The following is a 25,292-nucleotide window of genomic DNA, read 5'->3' on the forward strand; positions in this document are numbered from 1 at the left end:
ACAGACCGGAATCGCCTCGCGCGGGATCAGACTCCGGACACGGCCAACGGGCTGGGCACCGGGTGGCCGGCCGTGCCGGGTGCCACCGCGGCCGGGTCGGCACCCAACTCGAGAACCCGGTTGTCGGCGTCCACGTGCACCACCCGTGGGCGGTACGACCGGGCCTCGGCGTTGTCCATCTGGGCGTACGAGATCAGGATGACCAGGTCACCGGGGTGCACCAGGTGCGCGGCGGCACCGTTGATGCCGATCACGCCGCTGCCCCGCACGCCGGGAATCACGTACGTCTCCAGCCGTGCACCGTTGGTGATGTCCACGATCGCCACCTGCTCTCCGGGGAGCAGGTCGGCGGCGTCGAGCAGGTCCTCGTCCACCGTCACCGAACCGACGTAGTGCAGGTCGGCCTGGGTCACCGTGGCCCGGTGGATCTTCGACTTGAGCATGGTCCGCAGCATCGGGGTGGCCTTTCACGAAGTGGTGGAGGGTGGTGCGGCCCGGTCAGGGGCGGGGGGCGAGGTGGATCGCCGCGTTGTCGATCAAGCGGGTCGCGCCCACCCAGGCGGCAATCACCAGCCGCGCCGGCCCGGTGACCGGCCCCGGCTCCAAATCGGGGTCGGTGAGCACCAGGTAGTCGAGGCGGGCACCCGGCGTACCGGCACCGAACGCGGCGTGCGCGGCGGTCAGCACCGCACCCGCGTCCAGGCCGTCCTCGGCGGCCCGCGCACCGGCCCGCAACGCGGCGGACAGGCTCAGCGCCGCGGCCCGCTCCGACTCGCTCAGGTAGCGGTTGCGGCTGGACAGCGCCAACCCGTCCCGCTCCCGGACGGTCGGCACGCCGACCACCTCGACCGGCACGTCCAGGTCCCGGGTCATCCGCCGGACCAGGGTGAGCTGCTGGTAGTCCTTCTCGCCGAAGAACGTCAGGTCGGGTCGGGTGAGCTGGAGCAGCTTCAACACCACGGTGAGCACCCCGTGGAAGAAGCCGGGGCGGCTCGCGCCCTCCAACTCCGCGCCGAGCGGACCCGGGTCGAGGCGGACTTGGGGCTGGCCGTCCGGGTACATATCCGCCACCGACGGGGCGAAGACGAGATCCGCGCCCGCCCGCCGGCACACCTCCAGATCGGCGTCGAGGGTGCGTGGGTAGCGGTCGAAGTCCTCGTTCGGCCCGAACTGCAACGGGTTCACGAAGATCGTCACCAGCACGTGGTCGGCCTGTTCCCGGGCCGCGCGCAGCAACGTCTCGTGCCCCGAGTGCAGGGCGCCCATCGTCATCACGACCCCGACCGTGCCCTTCAGAGCGGCCCGAGCCTCGGCCAACTCGGCGCGCGAGTGGACGAGCTGTGTCACAGTGCCCCCTCGGTTCGCGACTGCGGGGCTCGCAAGATCGGCTCACTCCTCGCGCTCATGCCGCCACCTCCCGGGAGGTGTCGGCGAGCACGCCGAGCAGCGACTGCGCGTCCACCGGCCGCAGTCGGCCGGCGGCGATCGCCCGATCGGCGGTACGACGGGCCAACGCGAGATAGGCGGGGACGGACTCCGGTGCGGTGGCGGCCAACCGGGCCAGGTGCCGCTGGACGGTGCCCGCGTCACCCCGGGAGACCGGGCCGGTCAACGCGTCGTCACCGAGCCGCAGCGCGTTTTCCAGGGCGGCTCGCAGCAGCGGGGCCAGCACCTTCTCCGGTCGGGCCACCCCGGCGTCGCGCAGCCGATCGGTCGCCTCGTTCACCAGGGTCACCAGGTGGTTCGCGCCGTGGGCCAGCGCGGCGTGGTACAGCGGGCGGTCCGACTCGGCCACCCACTCGGGCACGCCACCCAGGTCCGCGACCAGCCGGGCGGCGAGGGGACGTAGCTCCGCCGGGGCGGTCACCCCGTACGAGATGCCGTCCAGCCGGGCCAGGTCGTCCGGCGTACCGGTGAAGGTCATCGCGGGGTGCAGGGCGAGCGGGCGGGCGCCCACCGCGGCGGCCGGCGACAGCACGGCCAGGCCGTGCGCGCCGGAGGTGTGCGCGACCACCTGACCGGGACGCAGCGCGCCGCGGGCGGCGAGGTCGGACACCACACCCGCCAACGCGTCGTCGGGCACCGCGATCAGAAGCAGGTCGGCGGCGGCGTGGGCGACGGCGGCGGCCGGGCGGCGGGGCACCTCGGGCAGCAGCAGGGCGAGGCGGGCCCGGCTGGCCCCGGAGTCGCCGGTGACGGCGACCACGCGGTGCCCGGCGGCGACGAGCGCGGCGCCCAGGACGGCTCCGACCCGACCGGCGCCAGCGACGCCGACGGTGAGCAGGCGGGAGGAGGGGGCGCCGATGACGGCGCGATCCCGCGATGCGGCAGGCCCGTGTGGGGCTGCCGGACGCGGGCGCAACGGTGCGCTCATGACGACGATCCAGTCCACGAGGAGGGGTACCGGTCGATCGCAAGTATGCCCCCGGCCTGCCGAACCAGGACAAGCATGTGTGAAAACGTTCACCACTGACGGAAGGCCCCCGTCAACGCCGCCCTGCGGCGGATGTGACGGCGCGCAGCTCGGTGGCCACCTCGGTGATCAGGTCGGCGAGCGAGGCGTCGCTGTCGGGAGCGACCCAGCGCGCGTACGCGACGCGGAAGACCGTGACACCGGACTCGGTGGCCAGGGTGGCCGTGCTCTCGTCGAGGCCCTTGGCGCGCAGGGCGACGGTGACCGCAGGCACCAGCGCGCCCGTCTTGCGCAGCTCGCGCTCCTGCAGCTCAGGGCTGCTCTGAATGATGGAGTGACGCATCCGGACCCGCTCAAGGCGGTCGGCGAAGATTTCCTCAGCCACCTGGCGGAAGGCGGCGACGACCGCCTCGAAGGGAGCAGCGTCCGTCTCGGCCACCGCCTTGACCAGGATCTCCTCCAGCTGCCCGCTGCCGCTGAAGAGCGCCTCGCGCTTGTCGCCGAAGAGCCGGTAGAAGGTGCGCTTGTCGACGCCGGCCCGGGTGGCGATGTCGGCGACGGTGGTCTCCTCGAAGCCGCGCTCACGGAACAGCTCGAGGGCGGCCGCCTCCAGGCGGCCGCGCGCGTCAGGTTGCCAGCGGGCCATCCGGCAATGGTATCTGATGTCACACTGCGACATTATTTTCGTCCGAACCCATGTCGTCTTGCGACATCACGAGGTACGGTCATGTCGCAAGGTGACATCACCCTCCCACGAAGGAACTGCCATGCGCGTATTCGTCACAGGTGCCTCCGGTCATCTCGGCTCCGCGGTCGTACCAGCACTGCTCTCCGCCCGACACGACGTTGTCGGCCTGGCCCGCTCCGACACGTCCGCCGCCGCGATCGAGAAGCTCGGCGCCGAGGCACGCCGCGGCGACCTCTCCGACCTCGACCTGCTCCGTGCGGAAGCGGCCGCCTCCGACGGGGTGATCCACCTGGCGTTCCGCCACGACCTGATGACGACCGGCGACATGGCCGGCGCGGCCGAGGTCGACCTGGACGCACTCAAGGCGCTCGCGGACGGCTTGGACGGCTCCGGCAAACCGCTGATCGGCACCAGCGGGACGGCCATGCTCGCGTTGGGCGGCGTCGTCGGCCGCCCCGGCACCGAACGCGACACCTTCCCGAATGGCTACCGGATCGACGCGGAGAACTTCGTCGCCGACCTTGCCTCCCGCGACGTGCGCGCCTCCGTCATCCGGCTCGCGCCCACCGTGCACAGCTCGCTCGACCACTACGGCTTCATCACCGTTCTCGTCGCCGCCGCGCGGCAGCACGGGTACGCCGCCTACGTCGGCGACGGCGCCAACCGGTGGCCGGCCGTGCACACGCTCGACGCGGCCGAGCTCTACCGGCTCGCACTCGACAAGGCCCCGGCCGGTACGCGCCTGCACGCAGCAGCCGACGAAGGCGTTCCCCTTCAGCAGATCGCCGCTGCCATCGGCCGCAACCTCGACATCCCGGTCCGGAGCATCGGCCCCGACGAGGCGAACGACTACTTCGGCTTCCTCGGGTCGTTCGCGCAGATGGACAACCCGACGTCATCCGCGATCACGCGCGAACTGCTGGGCTGGGTCCCCACCCACCCCGGCCTGATCGCCGACCTGGACGAAGGGCACTACTTCCAGGCCTGAACAGAGGCCGACCCGGGCGGGGGACGGGAGTCGTCGCACCATCGGTGGCCGTAGGGTCGGCACGGTGACGCCTCCTGAACCCGGAGTGAACTGATGTCGATCTCTTGGCAGGATGCGATGAGCCGAGCCCTCTACGGGCCGGGCGGCTTCTTCGTCGCCGGCACCGGGCCGGCCGACCACTTCCGCACCAGCGTGCACGCCTCCCCAGCCTTCGCCACCGCCCTGCTGCGCCTCATCTCGGAGGTGGACACCGCACTCGGTCATCCGCCACGGCTCGACGTGGTCGATGTCGGGGCTGGGCGTGGGGAGCTGCTGCAACGCCTGCTGGCGTTCGTCGGGGTTGCGGTGGGGGTTTCCGGGGAGCCCACCCGCTCCGGGCGGTCAGGCTTGATCCCTGCGCGGGCGGGCTCCCCGGAAACCCTGACTCCTGCGGCCTCCGCCCGTCCGCTGGGAGAGGAGCCGTCGTCCGGCACGGTCCGTCCGTCGCTCGCGGAACGCGTGCGCCTCACAGCAGTCGAGTACGCCGACCGCCCGAAAAACCTGCCCGAAGAGATCAACTGGACAGCCGAGATCCCGACCAAGATCACCGGAGTGCTACTGGCCACCGAGTGGCTGGACAACGTCCCCCTGGACATAGCGGTACAGACCGAGGACGGCTGGCGATACCTGCTGGTCGACCCCGAGAGCGGCACCGAGACGATCGGTGATCCACCCAGCCCTGATGATCTTGACTGGCTGACGAAGTGGTGGCCCAGCCCCACAAACACGCAGAGTGCGGCCAGTGAGCCGGATCTGGGTGTGACGTGGCCGGACGCGACAAGCGGAAGCGAGTCGGGTTTCGGGGCAGCCCGGCCGGCGCAGGGATCAAGCCTGACCGCCCGGAGCCGGCCGGGCTGCCCCGAAACCCCCCACGGCGACTACCCGCGAGCCGAAATCGGAAGGACCCGCGACGAGGCATGGGCCAACGCGGTACGACAGATCAGCCGAGGGCTCGCGGTCGCCGTCGACTACGGACACCTGCGGGAGGCACGGCCGGTGCACGGGACGTTGACGGGTTACCGGGCTGGGCGGCAGGTGCCTCCGGTGCCGGACGGGTCGAGTGACGTCACCGCCCACGTCGCCATGGACTCGGTCGCCTCCGCCGGTGCGGCGGTCGCCCGGTGTGCGTACTCCCTGGTCTCGCAGCGGGAGGCGCTGCGGGCGCTCGGGGCCGACGGCGGCCGACCGCCGCTCAGCCTGGCCGGCACCGACCCGGCGGGGTACGTGCGGGCGCTGGCCGCCGCGTCGGCGGTGGCCGAGCTGACCGACCCGGCCGGGCTCGGCGGGCACCTGTGGCTGCGCCAACCGGTCGGCATCCCGCTCGGCCCGGCCGTGGCACGATGACGGGCATGACCGACGCCGGGGACCTCCGTGAACTGACCGTCGGCACCGGGGCCGGCCTGATCGCCGGCACCGGTGATCAGCAGCTCGGCACCGACATGGTGCTGAACATCGGCCCCCAGCACCCCAGCACACACGGCGTGCTGCGACTCAAGCTGGTGCTCGACGGTGAGCGGGTGGTCTCCTGCGAACCGATCATCGGCTACATGCACCGGGGCGCGGAGAAGCTCTTCGAGGTACGCGACTACCGGCAGATCATCGTGCTGGCGAACCGGCACGACTGGCTCTCGGCGTTCTCCAACGAGCTGGGTGTGGTGCTCGCGGTGGAACGCCTGATGGGCATGGAGGTGCCGGAGCGGGCCACCTGGCTGCGGATGGCCCTCGCCGAGTTGAACCGGGTGCTCAACCACCTGATGTTCCTCGGCTCGTACCCGCTGGAGATCGGGGCGATCACGCCGATCTTCTACGCCTTCCGGGAACGGGAGACCATCCAGGCGGTGATGGAGGAGGTCTCCGGCGGCCGGATCCACTACATGTTCAACCGGGTGGGCGGCCTCAAGGAGGAGGTGCCGTACGGGTGGACCGGTCGTGCCCGCGCGGCGATCGGCGAGGTACGCCGGCGGCTGCCCGACCTGGACCACCTGATCCGGCGCAACGAGATCTTCCTGGCCCGCACCGTGGGCGTGGGCGTGCTCTCCGCCGCCGACGCCGCCGCGTTCGGGGCGTCCGGGCCGGTGGCCCGCGCCTCCGGGCTCGACCTGGACCTCCGCCGCGACGACCCGTACCTGGCCTACGACGAACTGGACGTGCCGGTGGTCACCAAGACCGCCGGAGACTGCCACGCCCGCTTCGAGGTGCTGCTGGACCAGGTGTACGCGTCGCTGGACCTCGCCGAGCAGTGCCTGGACCGGGTGGACCAGCTGACCGGGCCGATCAACACCCGCCTGCCGAAGGTGCTCAAGGCGCCGGAGGGGCACACGTACGCCTGGACGGAGAACCCGCTCGGCATCAACGGCTACTACCTGGTGTCGCGGGGTGAGAAGACGCCGTGGCGGTTGAAGTTGCGCACCGCGTCCTACGCGAACGTGCAGGCGCTGGCCACCCTGCTGCCCGGCTGCCTGGTGCCGGACCTGATCGCGATCCTCGGTTCGATGTTCTTCGTGGTCGGCGACATCGACAAGTGAGCCGGGTCGCCTGACCGCTCAGCGCCAGCGATCGCCGGGTGGCGCGCCACCGGCACGTGGTGCGTCGTCCTGCGGCGGGTAGCCGTAGCGCTCGTCGACTCGCCGCCGGCCGGTCCGCTCCGGCGCGGGTTCGGCCTGGTGACCGCGCTGGCGCGGCGGGCGCCACTCGTCCGGCACCGGAACGCCGCCCACCGGCAGCGCCGGCCGGTCCGCCGGCTCGGCCCGGTGGTACGACTCGCGCTCCTCGCTGCGACGCGGCTCCCCGTAGCGGCGCGGCTCGTCCTGCTGGCGCGGCTGCTCCGGGCGGCGCGGCTCGTCGTAGCGGCGGGGTTCCTCGTGGCGGCGCGGCTGCTCGGGGCGGCGCGACTCCTCAGGGCGGCGCGGCTGCTCGTGCGGGCGGGGTTCCTCGTGGCGGACCTCGGCCCAGCGGTCGGCCACCCGGTACTCGGTGCCGGTGGCGTCGGCGCGCACCTCGGCCCGGCGTTCGCCGACCCGCAGCTCACGGCCGTTCTCGTCGTCGCGGACGGCGGCCCACCGGTCACCGGCCCGTAGCTGTGACCAGTACTCGCCCGTGTCGTCGGCCCGCAGCGGCGGCCCAGGCTCAGGAGCGGCCGCACCGGCCCGATCGCGCTGGGCCGACCAGCCGCGATCGTCCGGGCTGTCCCAGGAGCCCGAGGTCGCCCTCTCCTGCGCGTGGTGCGACCTGGCGGCCGGGCCGGGCTCGTCGGGCTGGGCGTACCTGTCGCGCGGATCGGTCCACTCCGGCTCGTCGGGGCGACCCGCCCAGCCCGGCTCGTTGCCGTCGGGACCGTGCCGGTCGGCGCGTCGACCCGACGCCTCCCGCGCGCCACTCCACTCGGGCTCCCCACCGGTCGGGCGCTGCGCCCCCCACGCGCGGTCATCGCCGGGGCGGGCACGGTCATCGCCGGGGCGGGCACGGTCGTCGCCGGGGCGTCGGTCGTCGTCGTACCCGGCTCGAGGGCGCTCCGCCGCCTCACCCCTCGGTCGGCCGGCCGCGCGGGCACGCTCGTCTGCTCCACCGCCCCGGGTCCACTCCTGCGCCGGTGGGGTCCACCGGCCCGGGTACTCGCCGTCGTAGCGCCCGGTCGGCTCGGCCGGCCCGCCGTCCACCACCGTGTGCCGGGTGGTGACGTGCACGGTCTCGGTGTGCCGGACCACGCCGACCGGCCGGTGCGCCGGCTCGGGGCGGTCGTGCTCCCGGGGGCGGGCCGACCCGTGCCCGGGGTCGGCTGGGCGCGCTGCGCCGTACGTCCTCGCGGCCGCCCGCGGCTCCGCGGCCTCCCGGGGGTAGGCGGGCTCGTCGTCGTCCGGGTGCGCGGGACGGCCCCAGCGGGACGCGTCGTCCGCCCCGGACACTCGGGCCCGGCCCGGCGGTGCGTCACCCGGCGCCTGGACACGGCTACGGGCCACCGCCGCGTTGTCCACCGGCGGCTCGACACTCGGTACCCGCGCCCGGCCGGGGCCCGGCGGCTCCGCGACGGGGGCGGCGGCAGCACCGACGCGGGCGGCAGCACCGACGGGGGCAGCGGCACCGGCGGGGGCGGCACCGGCGAGAGCGGCACCGCTGGCGTCCAGCCGGCGACGGACCGCGGCGATCCCCTCCTGTGCCCGGTGCGCCTGGTCGAGCGCCTGGCTACCGCGCTGCGTGGCGGCGGCGATCTCGGTCCGCAGCTCCCGGCGAAGCTCCTCGATCTCATCGAGCAGCTCGTCGGCTCGCGCGCCCTCACCGTCGGGCCGCAGTGCGATGGAGAGGCCGATCAGCACCACCGCGACGATGGCGAGCACCGCGGCGAAGCGCAGCGGGCCGTTACCGTCGGCGACCAGCAGGATCAGCGCCGCCACCGGCGCGAGAGCGACGCCCGCCCAGAAGAGCACGGTCAGCAGCGATGGTCGACGCCGGGCGTCGGAGGTGGCCGGGGCTGGCATGGATGTGCAGCCTACCGACGAGCCTCATCGGAGGGAACGGGGTCCCGGTACGGGCGGACGCCCCCGCCCGGTCGGGGCGGGGGCGTCCTCAGCACGCCCGGGGAGGGCTCAGCTGGTGGCGAACGCGCCGTCCGAGGAGAAGATCAGGCCCACGCTGATCGTGCCGTCCCGCAGACCGCTCTTGGTGAGCGGTCCACCCTGGTCCAGGGAGGAGAACGAGCCGACCTTCAGCCCGTACGTCTTCTCCAGACCCGGCTTGCAGAAGGCCCGCTGCTCGCACTCCGGCGGGCCACCCAGCACGGTCGCGCTGCCGGAGCACTTGGCGGCGAACTCGGACAGGGTCCGCACGCCGTACTTGTCGGCGAACTCCTGGGTGACGGCGAAGGCGTTCTGGTCCTGGGCGGCGGCCGGGGTGCCGAAGGTGATGCCCACCTTGCCGCCCTCGGCCTTGAGCGCGGTCACCGTGGTGTTGATGTCGGGCGAGGAGATCGGCGGAGGAGTGCCGCCCTTGGCCTTGGTGTTGAGGAACTCGGCCATGGTCGCCGCGTACTCCGGGACGACCTGGATCTCACCCTTTTCCAGTGCCGGCTCGTACAGCTCGCGGTTGCCGATCTGCTGCACCTTGACCTGGTAGCCGGCGGCCGTGAGCGCGATCCGGTACAGCTCGCCCAGAATCTGACTCTCGGCGAAGTTGGCGGCGCCCACCACGATGTCGCCGCCCGACCCCTTGGCGATGCCAGCGGTGACGTTGTTGGCGCTGGCGAACTCCTCGGCCGCCACCTTGGCGGTCTTGCGGTCCTCGTTGACCGCCTTGTTGAGCTGGATCAGCTTCGGGGTGTCGAGTACGGCGGAGACCTTGTCCAGTGCGGCGAGCAGCTGCGGGTTGGCCGCCTTGCTGTTGACCGCGGGGATGACGTTGTCGGAGTTCTGGAGCTTCTTGTCATCCTGCAGAGCGATGAGCTGCTTACCGGCGACCGGAGCGCATCCGGCGCCGGAGGCGCTCGACTGGGGTGCATCGGTGCCGGACGAGCCGGCGTCACCGCAGCCGGTGAGAAGAGCTGCCCCGGCGACGGCGCCGATCGCGCCGATCGCCAGACGTGTACGTGCGCGCATGTGCCCGCCTTCCGTGTCCCGGCGCGGCCCGTCCCGGGCCGGCCGCGTGTCCGACGGGCGATCCTGACTGTCGGTCGCCCGCGAATGTCCACCCAACATGCTCCGCAACCGACCGACAACCTGGGATGGACTTCGTCACCTCATCGTCACCGATCGGACCACCTTCGGTGGCCGACCTGACGTGGGGCTCACCCGGACGGGTCAGGCGCGCCCGGTGGCGTCCGCGGCTCGGGGCCGACCGAGCCGCTGTCGTCCCCGGCGCAGCGGACGAGGGGTGACCAGGCGTTCGACACCGCCGAGGACCACCTCGGCCAGCAGCGCGAGCCCGGCCACCAGCACACCGCCGGCGACGATCTGGCCGCCCCCGGCGGCGATACCGATGCCGAAGCCGGTCCGGATGATCTGACCGAGGCCACCGCCGTTGACGAATGACGCGAGCGCGGCGGTCGCGATCACCTGGACCGTCGCGGTCCGGAAGCCGGCTGCCAGGTAGGGCACCGCGAGCGGCAACTCGACGCGGCGCAGCAACTGCCCGCCGGACAGGCCCATCCCCCGGGCCGCGTCGCGGGCCTCCGGGTCCACCTGCCGCACCCCGGTGTACGCGTTGGCCAGCAGCGGCGGCACGGCGAAGACGGCGAGCGCCACCACCACCGGCGTCCGCCCGAAGCCGCTGGCGAAGGCCACCGGCAGGATGGTGAGAAGCGCCAGGGTGGGGATGGCCAGGGTCGCGTTGGACACCAGCACCACCAGGCCACCGCCCCGGCCGAGGTGCCCCAGCCAGAGCCCGAGCGGCCAGGCCACCAGGCAGCCGAGCGCCACCGCCAGGGCCGAGATCGTCAGGTGTTCACCGAGCCGGTCCAGCATGCCGCCGGGGTTGGTCCAGTTGAGTGGGTCGTTGATCCAGGTGATCGCCTGGCCGATCGGGTTCGCCTCGACGGTCACCGTGCCCTCCGGGCGGACCAGGGGGTCACCAGCCGGGCGACCAGGACGAGCAGGAGGTCGAGCACGAGCGCGAGGGCCACACAGAGCAGCGCGGCGGTCATGATCTCGGCCTTGTAGAGGTTGTTCTGGAAGCCTGCGAAGATCAACTGCCCGAGGCCGCCATGCCCGACGAGCACGCCGACTGTGACCAACGCCACCGTCGAGACGGTCGCCAGCCGTACGCCGGTCACGATGCCCGGGAGCGCCAGCGGCAGGTCGATCCGGAACAACCGCCCCCAGCGGCCGTACCCCATCCCCTCGGCGGCCTCACCGACCTCCGGGGGCACCTGGTTGAGGCCGGCCACCACGTTGCGCACGATCAGCAGCAGCGCGTAGAGGACCAGCCCGACAAGTACGGTGGTGGTCCCGGTGCCCAGGTAGGGCGCGACGAACGCGAAGAGCGCCAACGACGGGATGGTGTAGACGATCCCGCTGACGGCCAGGATCGGCCCGGCGAGCGGCCGGAACCAGTACGCCAACACGGACAACGGCAGCGCGATCAACACCGCGAGCAGCACCGCCCGCCCGGTGAGGGAGGCGTGTTCGCGCACGGCGGCGAGGATCGTGTCAGAGTTGTCCCGCACGTACTGCCAGGAGAACCAGGGGTTACCCGGGTCGGCCCGGTAGCTCAGGCGGAAGGACATACGTGGACGTTACCCCGAAGGCTGCCGACGCGGCCCGATCCCCTCGCGCGGCGTCGATCTCCCTACAGGGCATCCAGAAGCGCTACCCGAACGGCACCGAGGCCGTCCGGGAGCTCAGCCTGGACGTCCGGGCCGGCGAGCTGGTGGTGCTGATCGGCCCGTCCGGCTGCGGCAAGTCGACGGTACTGCGCATGATCAACCGCCTGATCGAGCCGACCGCCGGCCGGATCACGCTCGGCGACGAGGACGTCACCGACGTCGACCCGGTCCGGCTGCGCCGCCGCATCGGTTACGTGATCCAGAACGTCGGCCTGTTTCCACACCAGACGGTCCGGGCCAACGTGGCCACCGTGCCGGGACTGCTGCGGTGGCCCAAGCGCCAGACCCGGGACCGGGTCGACGAGTTGCTCGACCTGGTCGGCCTGGACCCGGCCCAGTTCGGCGGCCGCTACCCGCACGAGCTCTCCGGTGGCCAGCGGCAACGGGTCGGGGTGGCCCGCGCGCTCGCCGCCGACCCGGTGGTGCTGCTGATGGACGAACCGTTCTCGGCCGTCGACCCGATCGTCCGTACCCGCCTACAGGAGGAGTTCCTGCGCCTTCAGGCCGAGGTCCGCAAGACGACGGTACTGGTCACCCACGACCTCGACGAGGCGGTCCGGCTCGGCGACCGGATCGCGGTGCTCTCCGAGGGTGGGCACCTGGAGCAGTACGACACACCGGCCGCACTGCTCGGCGCACCCGCCACCCCGTTCGTCCGCGAGTTCGTCGGAGCCGACCGGGGCATCCGCCGGCTGGCGGTGACCCCACTCGACCGGGATTCGCTGGAGCCCGTACCCGGTGACGCCGCCGCGGACCTGCCCACCGTGGCACTGGACGGCACCGCCTACGACGCGCTGGCGGTGCTGCTCACCTCGGGACGGGACCAGCTCGTGGTGACCGACGCCGGCCGACCGGTGGGTGCGCTCAGCCGACACCGCCTGCTCGACCTCGGCCGACCGGCGAACTGACCGGACGGCGACCGGGCTGCCGCCGTCGGCGGCCCGCTCCCGGCCGCCCCCAAACGACAGCGCCGGACCAGGTCAGGCGCGACAGCGTCGGACCAGGTCAGGCGCGACCGCCGAGGCTGGCGGTGCCGATGATCCACCCGGTGAGGAAGCCGTAGCCGGCGCCGGTGCTGGCGTCCCGCAGGGCACCCAGCAGCGACGGATCCGGGCTGAGCAGGGCCGCCAGCACGGCGGCGAGCCCGCCGGCGAGCACATAGGCGGCCCAGCCGGAGAGGAACTGGCTGACCGAGCCGGGCACCCGGGCCACCTGCGCGGCGGGCAACAGGTAGAGCAGGGCGACCGCGAGGACCACCAGGAGCACGGCCCGCAGGTCGGCGGCGAACAGACCCCCGGCCTGCCCGTCCGCGTCGAGCCGCCAGGCCGGCCACGCGAGCAGGCGCAGATAGAAGGCGCCGGCCGACTCCGGGTCGGTCTGGGTTGCGGCCCAACCGGTGTACGCCGGACTGCCACAGATCCCGACCAGCAACAACACGGCGAGCGCGCCGGTGCCGGCGGCCGTGCCGTAGCGGCTGACCGGACCGGAGCGGTGGAAGATCGACGCCATCCGCCCAGGCCCCGAACCGGTCGTTCGAGCGGACCTGGGCTGCCCCGAGCGGTTCAGTGCTTCATCAGGTAGTCGATGAAGGCGGCCCGCAGCAGCGGCGCGGACTCCTCGTAACCATGACCGGTCAGCTCCCGCCACAGCGCGTTGGCCTCGTCGATGGTCGGGCCGATCGAGTTCGGTGCGCCGTCCAGCACCGTGGCCTCGTCCGCGTTCGGCAGGCGCCGCAGCACCGACCAGTAGAACTTGACGTCGCGACGCTCCCGGGCCAGGGCGAACGCCCGCTCCCGCAACTCCTCGGTGGACAGCGCGTCAAGCTCGGCGAACGAGGTTCCGCCGGGGGTGGCGGCAGGTGTGTCGGTCATGTCGCCGAGCCTAACGGTCGAGATCAGCTCCGGCTCGGTGGACGCCACCCTGATCACCGCTCGTCGGCGTCCCACCGACGCGGGCTGTCCTCCCAGCGCGGATCCCGCCACGGGTCGACCGGTTGCGGCGCGGCCGGCGTCGGGAGCGTCGGCGGCCAGTTGTCCACCGACTGTGACTGCGGCATGGTCCAACCCGTGCTGATCGTGCCGTCGGTGACCGGTTCGGGTGGTTCGGTGTTGCCCGGTCGGGGCCTACCGAACGTCTCGACCAGCCGGGTGACCAGCAACCCGACGCCGAGCGCGGCGCCACCAACCGCCCAGGTGCTCAGCGTCCAACCACGCTCCGGCGCGTACGCCTGGAAGACGGTGACCAGGCTGACCGCCAGTACGGTGCCGAGCACACCGCCGCGCCGCCCGTACGCGCTGGTGCCGGCGAGCAGGGCCACCCCGATCGCCAGGACCGTCCAGTCCAGCCCCGAGGTGGGTGCGACCGACCTGGGCTCCGCGACCGACCCGGAATGGTTGGCGGCGACCAGGACACCGGCGAGGGCGGCCAGCACCGTGGAGCAGACCAGCGCGACCGCGGTGACCACGGCAGCCACCGCGCCCCGCCGTCGAGCCGGGTCGGCGATCGGCCGGTACCTGCCGACCATCCGGCGGATCGCCCGGATCGCGCCGAACAACCCGCCGAGGGCGGCCACCGCCGCGAAGCCGGCGAACAGGTATCCGGCGCTGCGCCCCGGGTCGTAGTCACCCTGCACCAGCACGGGCGCGGAACGGCGTTCGATGAACACCACCACGCCGGCGGCGCCGGCCAGGCTGGCAGCCCAGCCCGGCACGTGCAGCACCACCACGGCCAGCGCCAGCGCGAGCCCGCCCAGCGCGGCGACCGCCACGGCCGGGCCGACCGACGCGGGCAGGCCCCGATCACCCTGCTCGGCGTAGTGCAGGGCGGTGGCGACCGCGACCGGCCCGACGGCCAGGTTCGGTGCCGCCGTCCGCAGGCTCAGCCCGGCGGCCAGGGCGAGCAACCCCAACCCGACCGCGTCGACGAGAAGCGTGCGCAGGTTGTCGGCGCGCAGGGCGCCCTGGTCCTCCTGCCAGAGCAGCCAACCCACCGCCGCCACCGCGGCCAGCAGCAGAAGCTCCCAGCCCACCTGCACGCCGATCCGATCCCGGCCGGGCTCACCGTGGGTGGGGTCGTCGAAGACGTTCTCCAGAACGGCGGCCGGCACCCCGGACGAGGGCTCGGCCGAGCGGTCCCGGCCCGCTTCTTCGTAACCCATCACGCCGCCTCCCCAGTGGCCGGCCGTCCCCGGTCCGGCGCGCGGACGGACGCTGGGCGGCCCTTGCTCTCCGATCGCAGGCACCGTACCCGCGCTCGGAGCCGGGCGTAACCCCCTGCTCAGCGCTGGCCGGGGCGGCTCTCCCGCGGGTCCTGCTCTTGTTCGTCGTCCGGGCGTTCCGGCACCCGGCAGGAGCGCTCCAGCCACAGCGCGGCGCCGACCAGAGCCAGCGAGGCGAGCAGACCCCCGCCCGCGGCCGGTCGATCGTCCAGGGCCGCGCGGGTGGTCTCCAGGAACAGCCAGCCGGTGAGCCCCGCGTAGAAGCCGGCGAAGATGGCTCCGGCCAGCGCCGACGCCTTGGCGAGCACCACGAGGCGGGCGACCAGCAGTGGATCGACCGCGTCCCGGCCGGGCTTGCGTTCGATCCGACCCCGGGTGTTGATCGCGGCGTACCCCTCGAGCACGGCGAGCCCGGCCAGCGTCACCACCGGCAGCCAGGGCAACCGGGGGACGCCGCTGTAGTAGAGGCTGCTGATCAGCAGCCAGGCCACCGCCGCCGCGGCCAGCGCGGCCACGACCAGTGTCGAAATCCGGGTGGGGCCCATCCGGGACCGGTCCGGGTCGGACCCGCCCGGTGGTGGGGACTTCGCCTGGGTCATGCCGGCCGGCTCCGCTCGGTCATGCCGTCGACTCTAACGCCAACTCCGGCCGGGGACGCAGTTCCAGCGCGTCGTCCGCCGCCGGCCCGGTGGTGAGCAGGTCGGTCAACCAGCCGTGGCCGGGCAACCGACCGTAGGGCTGGATGTCGATCCACGGCCGCAGCACGAAGGCCCGCAGGTGCGCCCGGGGGTGCGGCAGGGTCAGCTCCTCCTCGTCGCTGAACACCGGCTCGTCGTCGTCGCCCCAGACCGCGATCACGTCCACGTCCAGCGTGCGCGGCCCGAACCGCCGCCGCGGGTCACGGACCCGGCCGGCCGCCCGCTCCGCGTCGCGAGCCCGCTCCAGCCAGTCGCGGGGGGTCGCGCTCGCGTCCTGGGCGAGCAACACCGCATTGAGGTACGCGGGCTGGTCGGGGTCACCCCACGGTGGAGTCTCGTACACCCCGGAGAGCACGAGTACGGCGTCGCCGAACGTGGCGACGGCCGTGCGCAGGTGCTCCAGGCGGTCGCCCAGGTTGCTGCCGAGCGACAGCACGGCCCTGGTCACCGGTCCCGCGTCCGGGTCATGGTGACGGCCACGTCGGTGAAGGTGTGCGGCACCGGGGCCTCCGGTTTGTGGACGGTGATGGTGGCGGTGCGCACCCGCTCGTCGGTCAGGCAGACCGTGAGGAGCCGATCGGCGAGGGTCTCGATCAGGTTCACCGGCTCGCCGGTCACCACCGCGACCAGGCGTTCGGCCAACTCGCCGTAGTGGACGGTGTCGGCGACGTCGTCGCTGGCGGCGGCTGGGCCGAGGTCCAGCTCCAGGACGGCGTCGACCACGAAGTCCTGCCCCTGTTCACGTTCGAAGTCGTACACCCCGTGCCGGCCGTGCGCCCGCAGGCCAGTCAGGTGGATCCGGTCGGTCGTCATCGCCGTACCCCATGCTCGTGATCGTGTGGTGTCCGCTCCCGGTCGTGCGACGGCATGGCCAGGCGCGGCCTGCCGGTCGCGACCCAGACGGCCAGGGCGTCGACCGTGGCCCGCACGTCGTGCACGCGGACGCCCCAGGCGCCCGCGGCGACCGCCAGCAGGCTGGTGGCCACCGTGGCCGCCTCCCGCTCGGCGGTCGGTCGTGGAGTGCCGTCCGGGGCGGCGAGCAACCTGCCGAGGTACGACTTGCGGCTGGCACCGAAGAGCAGCGGACAGCCGAGATCCAGCAGCTCCGGCAGACGCGCGCTGAGTTCCCAGTTGTGCGCGGCCGTCTTGGCGAAGCCGAGCCCGGGGTCGACGATGAGGCGGTCGGCGGCCACCCCGGCGGCCAGCGCCGCGTCGATCCGTTGGGCCAGCTCGGCCCGGACGTCGGCCACCACGTCGCCGTAGCTGGCCAGTTCGCGCATCGCGCGGGAGTGGCCACGCCAGTGCATCAACACCCAGGGGCAGCGCGCATCGCGAACCACGCGGGCCATGTCCGGGTCGGCCAGCCCGCCGGAGACGTCGTTGACCACCGCCGCCCCGGCCGACAGGGCGGCCTCCGCCACCCGGGCGCGACTGGTGTCGATGCTGACCGCCACGCCGGCGGCCGTCAGCTCGCGGATGACCGGCAACACCCGGGCGGCCTCGGTGGCGGCATCGATCCGTTCAGCGCCCGGCCGGGTCGACTCGCCGCCGATGTCGATCAGGTCCGCACCGGCGTCGCGCAGACGGACGCCGTGTCCGACGGCCGAGTCGAGGTCGGCGTACCGTCCGCCGTCGGAGAAGGAGTCCGGCGTGACGTTGAGGACGCCCATCACCACCGGGCCCGAGGCCCGCACCAGATCGGTCACGACTAGACGGTACCGGTCGCGGCCGCGGCGCCAACCGACCCGGGTCAGCTCAACCGACCACCCCTGACGTGCTAGTTAGAACAGGTGTACGATCGGTCATCCGGGCAGTATCAGGCCGTCCCTTCGCGGCTTGTCGCAATCCGGGGCGGGCCGTACGCTTTGGAATTGGCCAGCATCGAGATGGCGAAGCTTGGAGGGAGGGCCGAAGCGGGGAAAATCCGCCCAAACCTCGCCACCCTCCGTGGTGAGTAACGAACGCAGGGTCAAGAACGCCATGCCCTGCGAGGCAGATTTCCCGTCCGGCTTGCCTATCGCACCGCCGCGGCACCGCCGGCCGCGCTATGGGGAGGTTCCAGTGATCGCCTTCGAGCTCATGGAGACGGCGTCGTCCGGCGTCGCCCACGCGCTCTCCACCCTGGCGTCGACTCCGCTCGCGGAGCCGGCACCGAAGGGGATCGACACCAACAGTGTGGTCACCTTCTTCGCCAGCAAGATCGCGCCGATCCTGCTCGCCGTCCTGGGCGTCATCTTCATCGGCCGAGCCAGCCGAGGCGAGATCTCCAAGGTGCTGACCAGCTCCGCGATCGCGATCGTCGGGCTCGCCTTCATCGCCGGCGCGGCAACACTCTTCTTCGTCGGCGATTACCTGATCGACCTGATCTTCGAATAGGCGCGTTACCAGATGCGGCTGCGCACCGACGACGACATCTACCGGGCCCGCCTGGTCTACCTCGGGCCGCCCGGTTACACCCTTCCGGTCCACCTGCCCTACGCCCAGTACGGGCTCTTCATGCTGCTGGTCCCCCTCTACATGTTCATCCACTGGCTGTTCACGTTCACCGTCGAGCTCTTTCCGGCCTGGGAGATCGCGCTCGCCATCGTGACCACGTCGTTCATCTTCCGGCACGTCGACCCCGATCGGCCGGCGCGGGTGGTCATCCGCACCGCGCTGACCGACTGGCGACGCACCCGGGAGCCGGCGATCGAGCAGCGCGACCCGCGCCTGGTCGGCAGCCGGATCAGGATCCGGGAGGAGCTGGCATGACCGGGCGTACGTCGATCGGTTCGTTCCACGACGCGGGTGGGAGCCTGCTGCCCTTCCCGAAGGCGGTCGCATGAGTCGCTCGTCCACGCCGGGCTCTCCGGCCGGCCACCCGGCCGTGCCTGCCGGTCACCGTGCGCAATCATTCGACTACGCCGAAGACGAGGACGAGGTGGCGCTCGATCCTGCGCTGGTGACGTCGCCCGGCGCGGTGGGCGTGTTCCAGGCGCCCCGGCCGATCCCCCGCCGAACGCCACCCGCCGAGCCCAGCGCGGTGTCGGCCGGCGAGAACGCCGACATCGACTCCCCCTTCCTGGACCTCTTCGGTGGGGCACGGCCCGGTGCCGCGCGAGCTGTTTCGGCCGGTCCGAGCACCCAGGAGCAGCAGGCGATCCCACCGCAGGCGCCGCCGCAGGTCGGCCCGGCGCCGGGCCGTCCGGTTCCCGAGCTGGAACCACCATGGACGCCCGACGACCAGCCCCGCGGCGGCCGCCGGTCCGTCGAGGCACGCCCCGGCGGTGGCCACCCGACCAGCGAGTCCCGGGTGCCGCACCAGGCCGGCGATCGGCTGCCGATGCTCCGCCCGTCGGCTGAGCCCAACCGGACTCCCACCACACCACCGGCAGGCACCGGTCCCGTCGGCGGACCAACAGGCACCACGGCGGGACGCCGTCCGACGGCCACCCCGGAGCGTCGCCCAGCGACGCCGGCAGGCCGACCGGCAGCTCAGACGGCCCGGCCGACGGCCCCCGCCGAGCAGCCGGCCAGCACCGGCCCGACGGATCGGCCGGCGCTGGAGCGCGCGCCGCAGCGCGCCGCCGACCCGGATCATCGGCCCGAGAGCTCGGGTACCGAGCCGACCGGCCGGGAGATCGCCCCTTCCCGACAGCGTGCCGCGAGCCGACCGGACCGACCGACCAAACCGACCCGGGTCCGCGCCCCGAAGATCAAATTCGGGGATCGGGACCCGTCGGTCGAGCTGGCCATCACCGAGATCGCCGGTCACCTGACCTTCACCCCCAACACCGTGACCGCCTGGTACTGGCTGCCCGAGGTCCGCTGGGCATTCCGGCCGGACGCCGAACGCGAAGCGCTGTTGTCAGCCATCTCCGAGCAGTACGCCGGCCTGGCGGGCTTCCGGCTGCACCTGCGCCGCACCACCCGGCCGTTCCCCGCCGACGAGTGGGCGCGCACCATCGACGCACACACCCCCGCACCGCTCGCCGACGTGGCCGGCACCACCGGTTGGGCCGATCACCTGGTCGCCGCCCAGCGGCACCTGATGGCCGTCAACCACGCCGAGGGGCAGACCTACCTGGGCGTCACCTTCGCCCGCCGCTCCCTCGGCGACTCGCTCACCGAGCGGGTGCTGCGCACCTTCGGCCGGGGCACCGCCGAGGGCGAACGACGCAAGCTGGGCCGCACGGTGGAGCAGTTCGACGAGGTGCTCGGCGCGTTCGGCATGCGCGGCCGGCGGGTCACCGCCCAGGAGTTGGAGTGGCTGCTCTACCGCTCGGTGGCGCTGTGCATGTCCCCGCCCGGCACCCTCTCCCCGGTCACCGACGGGCGCTGGGAACGCGGAGACCTGCTCGCCCTTACCGAACAGGTGGAGCGCTACCGCACCCCGTACGGCTCGACCGTGAAACTCGTCAACCGGATGACCGGCGAGGAACGACACGTCGCCGTGCTCGCCGTCGGCCGGATGGAGCCACTGGAGATCCCCGAGCGGCACGAGCCCTGGCTGCACTTCCACGAGCGGCTGCCGTGGCCGATGGAGATCTCCACCCGGGTCGACATCCTCGGCTCCGGTGACTCCTTCCGCAATCTCGAACACCGGCTGCGGATGATCCGCTCGCAGCAGCTCGACTACGCCGAGCACGGCATCGACGCGCCCCCGGAGCTGGAGCGACTGGCCAAGCGCGCGCTGGTGATCGGCGACGAGATGACCACCGGCCTGCCGGTCGACTCGGCCCGTGCACACGGCTGGCACCGGATCGCCGTCGGCGGCCGGACCAGGGAGGAATGCCTGGAACGCGCCCGCCGGCTCATCCAGCTCTACTCCCGCGAGTTGCGCATCTCCCTGCAACACCCGAAGAACCAGGACTGGCTGGCCCGCGAGTTCATCCCCGGCGAGCCGATCGCCAACACCGGCTACGTACGCCGCATGCCGGTGCCGTTGCTCGCCGCCGCGCTCCCCCAGGCCGCCTCGAACGTGGGCGACCGGCGGGGCGATCTGATCGGGCGGACCGCCGGCACCTGCCGCCGGCCGGTCTTCCTCGACCTGCACTTCCCCATGGAGGTCCGGGAACGCTCCGGACTGGCGGTCTTCGTCGCCGAACCGGGAGGTGGCAAGTCGACACTGCTCGGCGCGCTGGGCTACCTGGCCGCCCGCCGAGGTGTCCAGGTGACCCTGCTCGACCCGTCCGGCCCGCTGGCCCGCCTCTGCGCGATGCCCGAGTTGCGCCCGTACTCCCGGGTGTTGAACCTGACCGGCTCGGAGCACGGCACCCTGGCGCCGTACTCACTCATTCCCACCCCACTGCGTAGCGAGTTCGCTGCCGGCGCGGCTGGCGACCGGGAGTTCGAGATCGCGGTCTCCAACGCCCGGGCCGAGCGGCGGATGCTCGTCCAGGACATCTGCATGATGCTCGTTCCGCCGCAGGTGGCCCGCGAGGCGTCGACCGCCACCCTGTTCCGGCACGCGGTCCGGCAGGTCCCCGCCGAGGAGACGTCCAGCCTGGACGACGTGGTGAGCTGCCTCGGGCGGCTCGACGACGACGCCGGCAAGGAGCTGGCCAACCTCCTGCTGGACACCGCCGAGATGCCGCTGGCGATGCTCTTCTTCGGCCGGCCACCGGAAGGGCTGCTCGGTGCCGACGCCGCACTCACCGTGATCACCATGGCCGGGCTGCGATTGCCCGACCTCAAGATCGAACGGGAGTACTGGTCCGCCGAAGAGGCGCTGGCCCTGCCGATGCTGCACACCGCCCACCGGCTCGCCGTCCGCCGCTGCTACGGCGGGTCGATGTCGTCACGCAAGCTGGTCGGCCTCGACGAGGCGCACTTCATGGAGGGGTGGCGGTCCGGCCGTTCGTTCCTGGTCCGGCTCGCCCGGGACTCCCGCAAATGGAACCTCGCAGCCCTGGTCGCCTCGCAGAACCCCCGCGACATCCTCGGCCTCGACGTGCAGAACCTGGTCTCCACCGTCTTCGTCGGCCGGATCGCCGAAGACGCCGAGATCGCCTCCGAAGCGCTGCGCCTGCTACGGGTGCCGGTCAACGACGGATACGAAGCCACGCTCGCCTCCCTCTCCGCCGCCGACACCAGCTCGGCCACCCGCCTCGGCTTCCGCGAGTTCGTGATGCGCGACGTCGACGGGCGAGTGCAGAAGGTCCGCGTCGACGTCTCCTACGTCGAAGGGCTGCTGGACCACCTCGACACCACGCCCGCCGCGATCGCCGCGGCGGCCGGCGTGCTACCGAGCATCTCCCTGCCGGATCTGGAGGCGTGACATGGCGAGGGCCTGGGCAAGGATCGCGTCGTTCCTGCTCGCCCTCGGCGTACTGGCCGGGGCCACCGTCACCTGGCCGCTGATCGGCGCGGAGGCCGCGGCCGCACCGCCCGCCGCTCAGGCCCGCGCCGACCTCTGCACGACCAAGGAGTGGCAGGCCGACTTCCGTACCTGCGTGGCGAAGTTGCAAGCGGTCAGCGAGGACGAGGTCAAGTGCCGTAACGCGCCGACCCCGGGCACGCCGGATTCCGGACTCGCCGGCTGGTTCGCCGCCGCGCCACCGACAGATGCTGCGAGCGGAGTAGCTGGTCGTTACAGCCTCTACGGATATGCGGGCTACAGCTACAACACCTACGACATCGACGGTGGCTGCGCATCGAGCGTGCTACACCCGGACTACAAGTTCACCACAACGATCGCGAACGGCGAGTTCATGGCCGCGACGGCCATCATCGGCGCGTCGAACGCGCTCAGAGAGCGCGCCTGGGATCCCGGCTCGATGTGGGGTTGGGCTGACCCGCTGGTGGAGCAAGCGACGAAGGCCGTGTACGAGAAGGTATTCAGCGTCTTCGGAATCGTCACCCTGTGCGTAGTAGGGCTCTACCTCCTATGGCGGTCCCGCCAGTCGGACATGAGCAATGCGATGACCACCGCCGGGTGGGCTTTGCTGGTGATGGTCGCGGTCACGGCGTTGGCCGCGTGGCCAGTCAAGTCAGCCAATGTCGCCGATGGCGCTCTTGTCACGAGTCTCGGGGTGGTGCACGACGCAGTCGGCCCGCAGGCAAGGGAACCCGACCCAGGAAGGTGCATCGATCCCGATCGTTGCAAAGATCTTAGGACCCCTGCCGTCCGAGCCAGCGACACCGCGACCGAGAGCATGCTTTATCGGAACTGGGTGCGAGGGATACTCGGTTCGGCCGACAGTGAAACCGCTCGGAAATATGGCCCGGCACTGTATGACGCCAAAGCGCTGTCCTGGGACGAGGTCGAGAAGCTGCGTGCCAATCCGGCCACTCGCGAACCGACTATTAAGGCCAAGCAGCAGCAGTGGGCACGGGTGGCCGAGCAAATCAAGTCCGAGGACCCGGAGGCCTACGAATACCTTCAGGGAGTGCGGGACATGGACCGGGTCGGCGCCGGGTTCATTGCCGTGCTGGCCTCGGTGCTCTTCGCGATGTTCGACCTGACCGCTTCGCTGCTGGTCCTGCTGGGCTTCCTGATCTTCCGGTGGGCGGTGATCGCGGCACCGATTCTGGGCACGGTCGGCCTGCTTCGGCCGGCCAGTGCCGGGCTGCGACGCTTGGCGAACGCTGTTGTCGCCGCGGTCTTCAACATCGCGATCTTCGGCACCGGAGCCGCCATCTACCTGTTTGCTGTCGATTTGATCATGAGCACGCCCACCCTGCCCGGTTGGCTTCAGGTGGTGCTGGTCTGGCTCTGCGGGGTGGTCGGCTGGCTGTTGCTGCGCCCGTACCGGCGGATAACCCAGCTCGGCGGCAAGGACAGCAGCGAGGCGGTCAGCTCGGCCGGCTCCTGGCACCGTCGGTTCTTCCGGGACATGCGGGTGGCTGCGCGGCTCGATGTGGTGGAGCCCGGCGGCACGGCGGAGCCGGTGGGTGGACGTCGCCGGTCGCCGGTCGCCGAGCAGACTCGGCTGCGCCCGGAGGCGCGCAGGGAGGACCCGGTACCGACGCCGACCGCTCCGGTCGGCGCCCAACGCACCGGCGACGTGCGACCGGACGGTCAGGAGCGCGCCGACGAGGCCACGAGGGAGGAGACCGGCGGCCGGGGCCGTAAGGTCCCACCCCAGCCTCGGCGGCGGCAGCCGGCGACCTGGACCGAACCCGACGTGCCAGCCGAGAACCCGTCGTTCGTGGTCTACCGACCGGGCTCCTCTGAGCGCGCGCCGGACCGTACCGGACCTCGGGTGCGCTCAGAGGCCCGGTGACGGCGATGCGACGGGCCCTGGAGTTCCTCTTCACCCGGGCGCTGCGGTCCCGACTGGGGGTGGCGCTGGTGATCGCAGTGCTCATCTTCGGCGTGATCGGGGCCGCCCGCCTGGTCTCCGGTCCGCCCGGTCCGGCGGACGGACTGAGCAACCGGCCGGATCGACCGATTACCACTGTGGACCCGACGTCCGGTGACGATGGTGTGATGTCCACCGAGGCTCCGCCATCACCGGTCACTCCGGCGGGTGCCCGCACACCGGAGCAGACCGCCGACCGGTTCGCCAAGGCCTGGCTCGGCCGGCCCGGGATTGCCGCCGATCAGTGGCAGGCCGGTCTACGTCCGTTGTCGACAGCGGCGTTGACCGAGAAGCTGTCCGGCGCCGACCCCGGCGGGGTTCCGGCCGAGCAGATCACCGGGCCACCGGAGGTGCGGGCGCGTACTCAGACGTTCGTCGAGGTGCTGCTGCCCCTCGACACCGGTCGGCTTCGGCTGGAGTTGGTCATCGCCGTCGACGGCTGGCTGGTCGACGTGCTGGATTGGGAACGGCAATGACCGTCGGCGGTGGCGCGCCCCCTCTGCGCCGGCGCCTGCGGATCGGGGTGATCACCACGATCGTGACCGGAATGCTGCTCCTGCTCTGTTGCACCGGCGGCACTGCCGCGTTCTTCCTCAGTGGGCTCGGTGGTGACGCGGAGAATGGGGACACTTTGGCCGGTTGGGGCTGCGGCCCGATCCGTCCGGTGAACATCGTTGGCGAGTTGCCGAGGTTCACCGAGTACGGCGACGCACAGGTGCGCAACGCCGCGATCATCATCAAGGTCGGCCAGGATCTGGGCGTGCCCTCGCGGGCCTGGGTGATCGCCCTGGCCACCGCGATGCAGGAGTCCGCTCTGCGTAACCTGGCGAACAGCGGCGTCCCCGAGTCTCTGGCCCTGCCACACGAGGGAGTCGGGGCCGACCACGACTCGCTTGGCCTTTTTCAGCAACGGCCTGGCTGGGGGTCGGTCGCCGAGCGGATGACACCCGCGTACACCGCTCGGAAGTTCTACGAGAAGCTCGTCAAGGTGCGGAGTTGGCAACGCCGGCCACTGACAGTGGTGGCGCAGCAGGTGCAGATCAGCGCCTATCCGGACGCGTACGCCAAGCACGAGGAGTTGGCCAGCAAGATCGTTGACGCCCTTGCCGGCGGGGCGGCCCGCACCGTCCAGATCAACGGCAAGGCTGTGTGCAACGCCGCCGAACGCGGCGAGATTGCCGCTTCCGGCTGGACCGCCCCGATCCCCGGCGATGTCGGTTCCGGATTCCGGACCGCCGACCGCCCCAGCCACAACGGAGTCGACATCGGGGCGGCCAAGGGCACCGAGATCCGGGCCGCGGCAGCCGGGCGGGTTCTGGTGGCCCGTTGCGACCCGGACAACCAGGGACGACGTAGTTGCGACGTGGACGGGTACCCCGGCAAGGGTGGCTGCGGGTGGTTCGTCGATCTGCTGCACGCCGGCGGCAACATCACCCGGTACTGCCACATGGTGGTCCGCCCCCTGGTCGCGCCGGACCAAATCGTGCCGGCTGGCGAGGTCATCGGGCAGGTCGGCAGCAGCGGAAACTCGTCGGGGCCACACCTGCATTTCGAGGTGCACCTACGCGGCGACCGGTCCAGCCGCGGTGCGATCGATCCGATCCCGTTCATGCGCGAGCGGGGTGCCCCGCTGCGCGCTGCCGAGTGAGGTCACC

General features: G+C 72.2%; 25 protein-coding genes. 10 read left to right on the forward strand and 15 right to left on the reverse strand.

The window, feature by feature from the left end; all coding sequences use genetic code 11:
• Positions 1-26: 26 nt before the first annotated feature.
• From panD to AB0C25_RS08070, 4 genes are all read right to left on the reverse strand, one after another.
• Complete coding sequence (panD, locus tag AB0C25_RS08055) at positions 27-455, reverse strand: aspartate 1-decarboxylase (RefSeq protein ID WP_357252815.1); 429 nt, start codon at positions 453-455, stop codon at positions 27-29.
• 43 nt (positions 456-498) lie between these two features.
• The gene (gene panC, locus AB0C25_RS08060) at positions 499-1,347 is read right to left on the reverse strand and encodes a pantoate--beta-alanine ligase (RefSeq protein ID WP_357370775.1); all 849 of its coding nucleotides are present in this window, start codon (positions 1,345-1,347) and stop codon (positions 499-501) included.
• A gap of 55 nt (positions 1,348-1,402) precedes the next feature.
• Complete coding sequence (locus tag AB0C25_RS08065) at positions 1,403-2,374, reverse strand: Rossmann-like and DUF2520 domain-containing protein (protein WP_357370777.1); 972 nt, start codon at positions 2,372-2,374, stop codon at positions 1,403-1,405.
• A gap of 112 nt (positions 2,375-2,486) precedes the next feature.
• Positions 2,487-3,059 carry a TetR family transcriptional regulator gene (locus AB0C25_RS08070; RefSeq protein WP_357370779.1) on the reverse strand — a complete coding sequence of 191 codons (573 nt, stop codon included), beginning with the start codon at positions 3,057-3,059 and terminating at the stop codon, positions 2,487-2,489.
• 121 nt (positions 3,060-3,180) lie between these two features.
• Here AB0C25_RS08070 and AB0C25_RS08075 point away from each other — a divergent pair, with 121 nt between their 5' ends.
• The 3 genes from AB0C25_RS08075 to AB0C25_RS08085 all read left to right on the forward strand — a co-directional run bounded on the left by AB0C25_RS08075 (position 3,181) and on the right by AB0C25_RS08085 (position 6,653).
• Positions 3,181-4,089 carry an SDR family oxidoreductase gene (locus AB0C25_RS08075; RefSeq protein ID WP_357370781.1) on the forward strand — a complete coding sequence of 303 codons (909 nt, stop codon included), beginning with the start codon at positions 3,181-3,183 and terminating at the stop codon, positions 4,087-4,089.
• 93 nt (positions 4,090-4,182) lie between these two features.
• Complete coding sequence (locus AB0C25_RS08080; protein ID WP_357370783.1) at positions 4,183-5,472, forward strand: SAM-dependent methyltransferase; 1,290 nt, start codon at positions 4,183-4,185, stop codon at positions 5,470-5,472.
• Positions 5,469-6,653, forward strand: a complete 1,185-nt coding sequence (locus tag AB0C25_RS08085) for an NADH-quinone oxidoreductase subunit D (protein WP_357370785.1) — start codon at positions 5,469-5,471, stop codon at positions 6,651-6,653. The genes AB0C25_RS08080 and AB0C25_RS08085 overlap by 4 nt, the downstream gene beginning before the upstream one ends.
• 18 nt (positions 6,654-6,671) lie before the next feature.
• Here AB0C25_RS08085 and AB0C25_RS08090 read toward each other — a convergent pair whose 3' ends face one another.
• The 4 genes from AB0C25_RS08090 to AB0C25_RS08105 form a co-directional block, all read right to left on the reverse strand.
• Positions 6,672-8,600 (reverse strand): hypothetical protein, encoded by a 1,929-nt coding sequence (locus AB0C25_RS08090; protein ID WP_357370787.1) that lies wholly within the window; start codon positions 8,598-8,600, stop codon positions 6,672-6,674.
• A 108-nt stretch (positions 8,601-8,708) separates the two neighbouring features.
• Positions 8,709-9,713 carry a glycine betaine ABC transporter substrate-binding protein gene (locus AB0C25_RS08095; protein WP_357370789.1) on the reverse strand — a complete coding sequence of 335 codons (1,005 nt, stop codon included), beginning with the start codon at positions 9,711-9,713 and terminating at the stop codon, positions 8,709-8,711.
• Positions 9,714-9,914: 201 nt separating this feature from the next.
• Positions 9,915-10,655 carry an ABC transporter permease gene (locus AB0C25_RS08100; RefSeq protein ID WP_357370791.1) on the reverse strand — a complete coding sequence of 247 codons (741 nt, stop codon included), beginning with the start codon at positions 10,653-10,655 and terminating at the stop codon, positions 9,915-9,917.
• On the reverse strand, positions 10,652-11,338 hold the full coding sequence (locus AB0C25_RS08105) for an ABC transporter permease (protein ID WP_357252846.1): 687 nt from the start codon (positions 11,336-11,338) through the stop codon (positions 10,652-10,654). Before AB0C25_RS08105 ends, AB0C25_RS08100 begins: the two co-directional genes overlap by 4 nt.
• 2 nt (positions 11,339-11,340) lie before the next feature.
• Between AB0C25_RS08105 and AB0C25_RS08110 the strand changes: the two genes are divergently transcribed.
• A complete protein-coding gene (locus AB0C25_RS08110) occupies positions 11,341-12,345 on the forward strand; it encodes an ATP-binding cassette domain-containing protein (protein WP_357370793.1) in 1,005 nt (334 codons plus the stop codon).
• Positions 12,346-12,442: 97 nt separating this feature from the next.
• Here the strand turns inward: AB0C25_RS08110 and AB0C25_RS08115 are convergent, their stop codons facing one another.
• The 7 genes from AB0C25_RS08115 to folP form a co-directional block, all read right to left on the reverse strand.
• The gene (locus tag AB0C25_RS08115; RefSeq protein WP_357370795.1) at positions 12,443-12,946 is read right to left on the reverse strand and encodes a hypothetical protein; all 504 of its coding nucleotides are present in this window, start codon (positions 12,944-12,946) and stop codon (positions 12,443-12,445) included.
• 53 nt (positions 12,947-12,999) lie between these two features.
• Positions 13,000-13,308 (reverse strand): hypothetical protein, encoded by a 309-nt coding sequence (locus AB0C25_RS08120; RefSeq protein ID WP_357252855.1) that lies wholly within the window; start codon positions 13,306-13,308, stop codon positions 13,000-13,002.
• Positions 13,309-13,361: 53 nt separating this feature from the next.
• Positions 13,362-14,594 carry an ABC transporter permease gene (locus AB0C25_RS08125; protein WP_357370797.1) on the reverse strand — a complete coding sequence of 411 codons (1,233 nt, stop codon included), beginning with the start codon at positions 14,592-14,594 and terminating at the stop codon, positions 13,362-13,364.
• A 119-nt stretch (positions 14,595-14,713) separates the two neighbouring features.
• Positions 14,714-15,253, reverse strand: a complete 540-nt coding sequence (locus AB0C25_RS08130) for a DUF3180 domain-containing protein (RefSeq protein WP_357370799.1) — start codon at positions 15,251-15,253, stop codon at positions 14,714-14,716.
• A gap of 19 nt (positions 15,254-15,272) precedes the next feature.
• Complete coding sequence (folK, locus tag AB0C25_RS08135; RefSeq protein WP_357370801.1) at positions 15,273-15,800, reverse strand: 2-amino-4-hydroxy-6-hydroxymethyldihydropteridine diphosphokinase; 528 nt, start codon at positions 15,798-15,800, stop codon at positions 15,273-15,275.
• Entirely contained in the window at positions 15,797-16,165 is a 369-nt protein-coding gene (gene folB / locus AB0C25_RS08140) for a dihydroneopterin aldolase (protein ID WP_357370803.1), read from the reverse strand. Before folB ends, folK begins: the two co-directional genes overlap by 4 nt.
• The gene (folP, locus tag AB0C25_RS08145; RefSeq protein WP_357370805.1) at positions 16,162-17,058 is read right to left on the reverse strand and encodes a dihydropteroate synthase; all 897 of its coding nucleotides are present in this window, start codon (positions 17,056-17,058) and stop codon (positions 16,162-16,164) included. The genes folB and folP overlap by 4 nt, the downstream gene beginning before the upstream one ends.
• A 355-nt stretch (positions 17,059-17,413) precedes the next feature.
• Between folP and AB0C25_RS08150 the strand changes: the two genes are divergently transcribed.
• From AB0C25_RS08150 to AB0C25_RS08175, 6 genes are all read left to right on the forward strand, one after another.
• Positions 17,414-17,728 carry a hypothetical protein gene (locus tag AB0C25_RS08150; protein ID WP_074315118.1) on the forward strand — a complete coding sequence of 105 codons (315 nt, stop codon included), beginning with the start codon at positions 17,414-17,416 and terminating at the stop codon, positions 17,726-17,728.
• Between the two features lie 12 nt (positions 17,729-17,740).
• Entirely contained in the window at positions 17,741-18,103 is a 363-nt protein-coding gene (locus AB0C25_RS08155) for a hypothetical protein (RefSeq protein WP_357252872.1), read from the forward strand.
• 70 nt (positions 18,104-18,173) lie between these two features.
• Entirely contained in the window at positions 18,174-21,611 is a 3,438-nt protein-coding gene (locus AB0C25_RS08160) for an ATP-binding protein (protein WP_357370807.1), read from the forward strand.
• 1 nt (position 21,612) lies between these two features.
• A complete protein-coding gene (locus tag AB0C25_RS08165) occupies positions 21,613-23,559 on the forward strand; it encodes an MFS transporter (protein WP_357370809.1) in 1,947 nt (648 codons plus the stop codon).
• Entirely contained in the window at positions 23,556-24,113 is a 558-nt protein-coding gene (locus AB0C25_RS08170) for a hypothetical protein (RefSeq protein ID WP_357370811.1), read from the forward strand. Before AB0C25_RS08165 ends, AB0C25_RS08170 begins: the two co-directional genes overlap by 4 nt.
• Entirely contained in the window at positions 24,110-25,285 is a 1,176-nt protein-coding gene (locus tag AB0C25_RS08175) for a M23 family metallopeptidase (protein ID WP_357370813.1), read from the forward strand. Before AB0C25_RS08170 ends, AB0C25_RS08175 begins: the two co-directional genes overlap by 4 nt.
• Positions 25,286-25,292 lie beyond the last annotated feature (7 nt).

Source organism: Micromonospora sp. NPDC048839 (genome assembly GCF_040649915.1).
In the GTDB taxonomy this organism is placed as follows: domain Bacteria; phylum Actinomycetota; class Actinomycetes; order Mycobacteriales; family Micromonosporaceae; genus Micromonospora.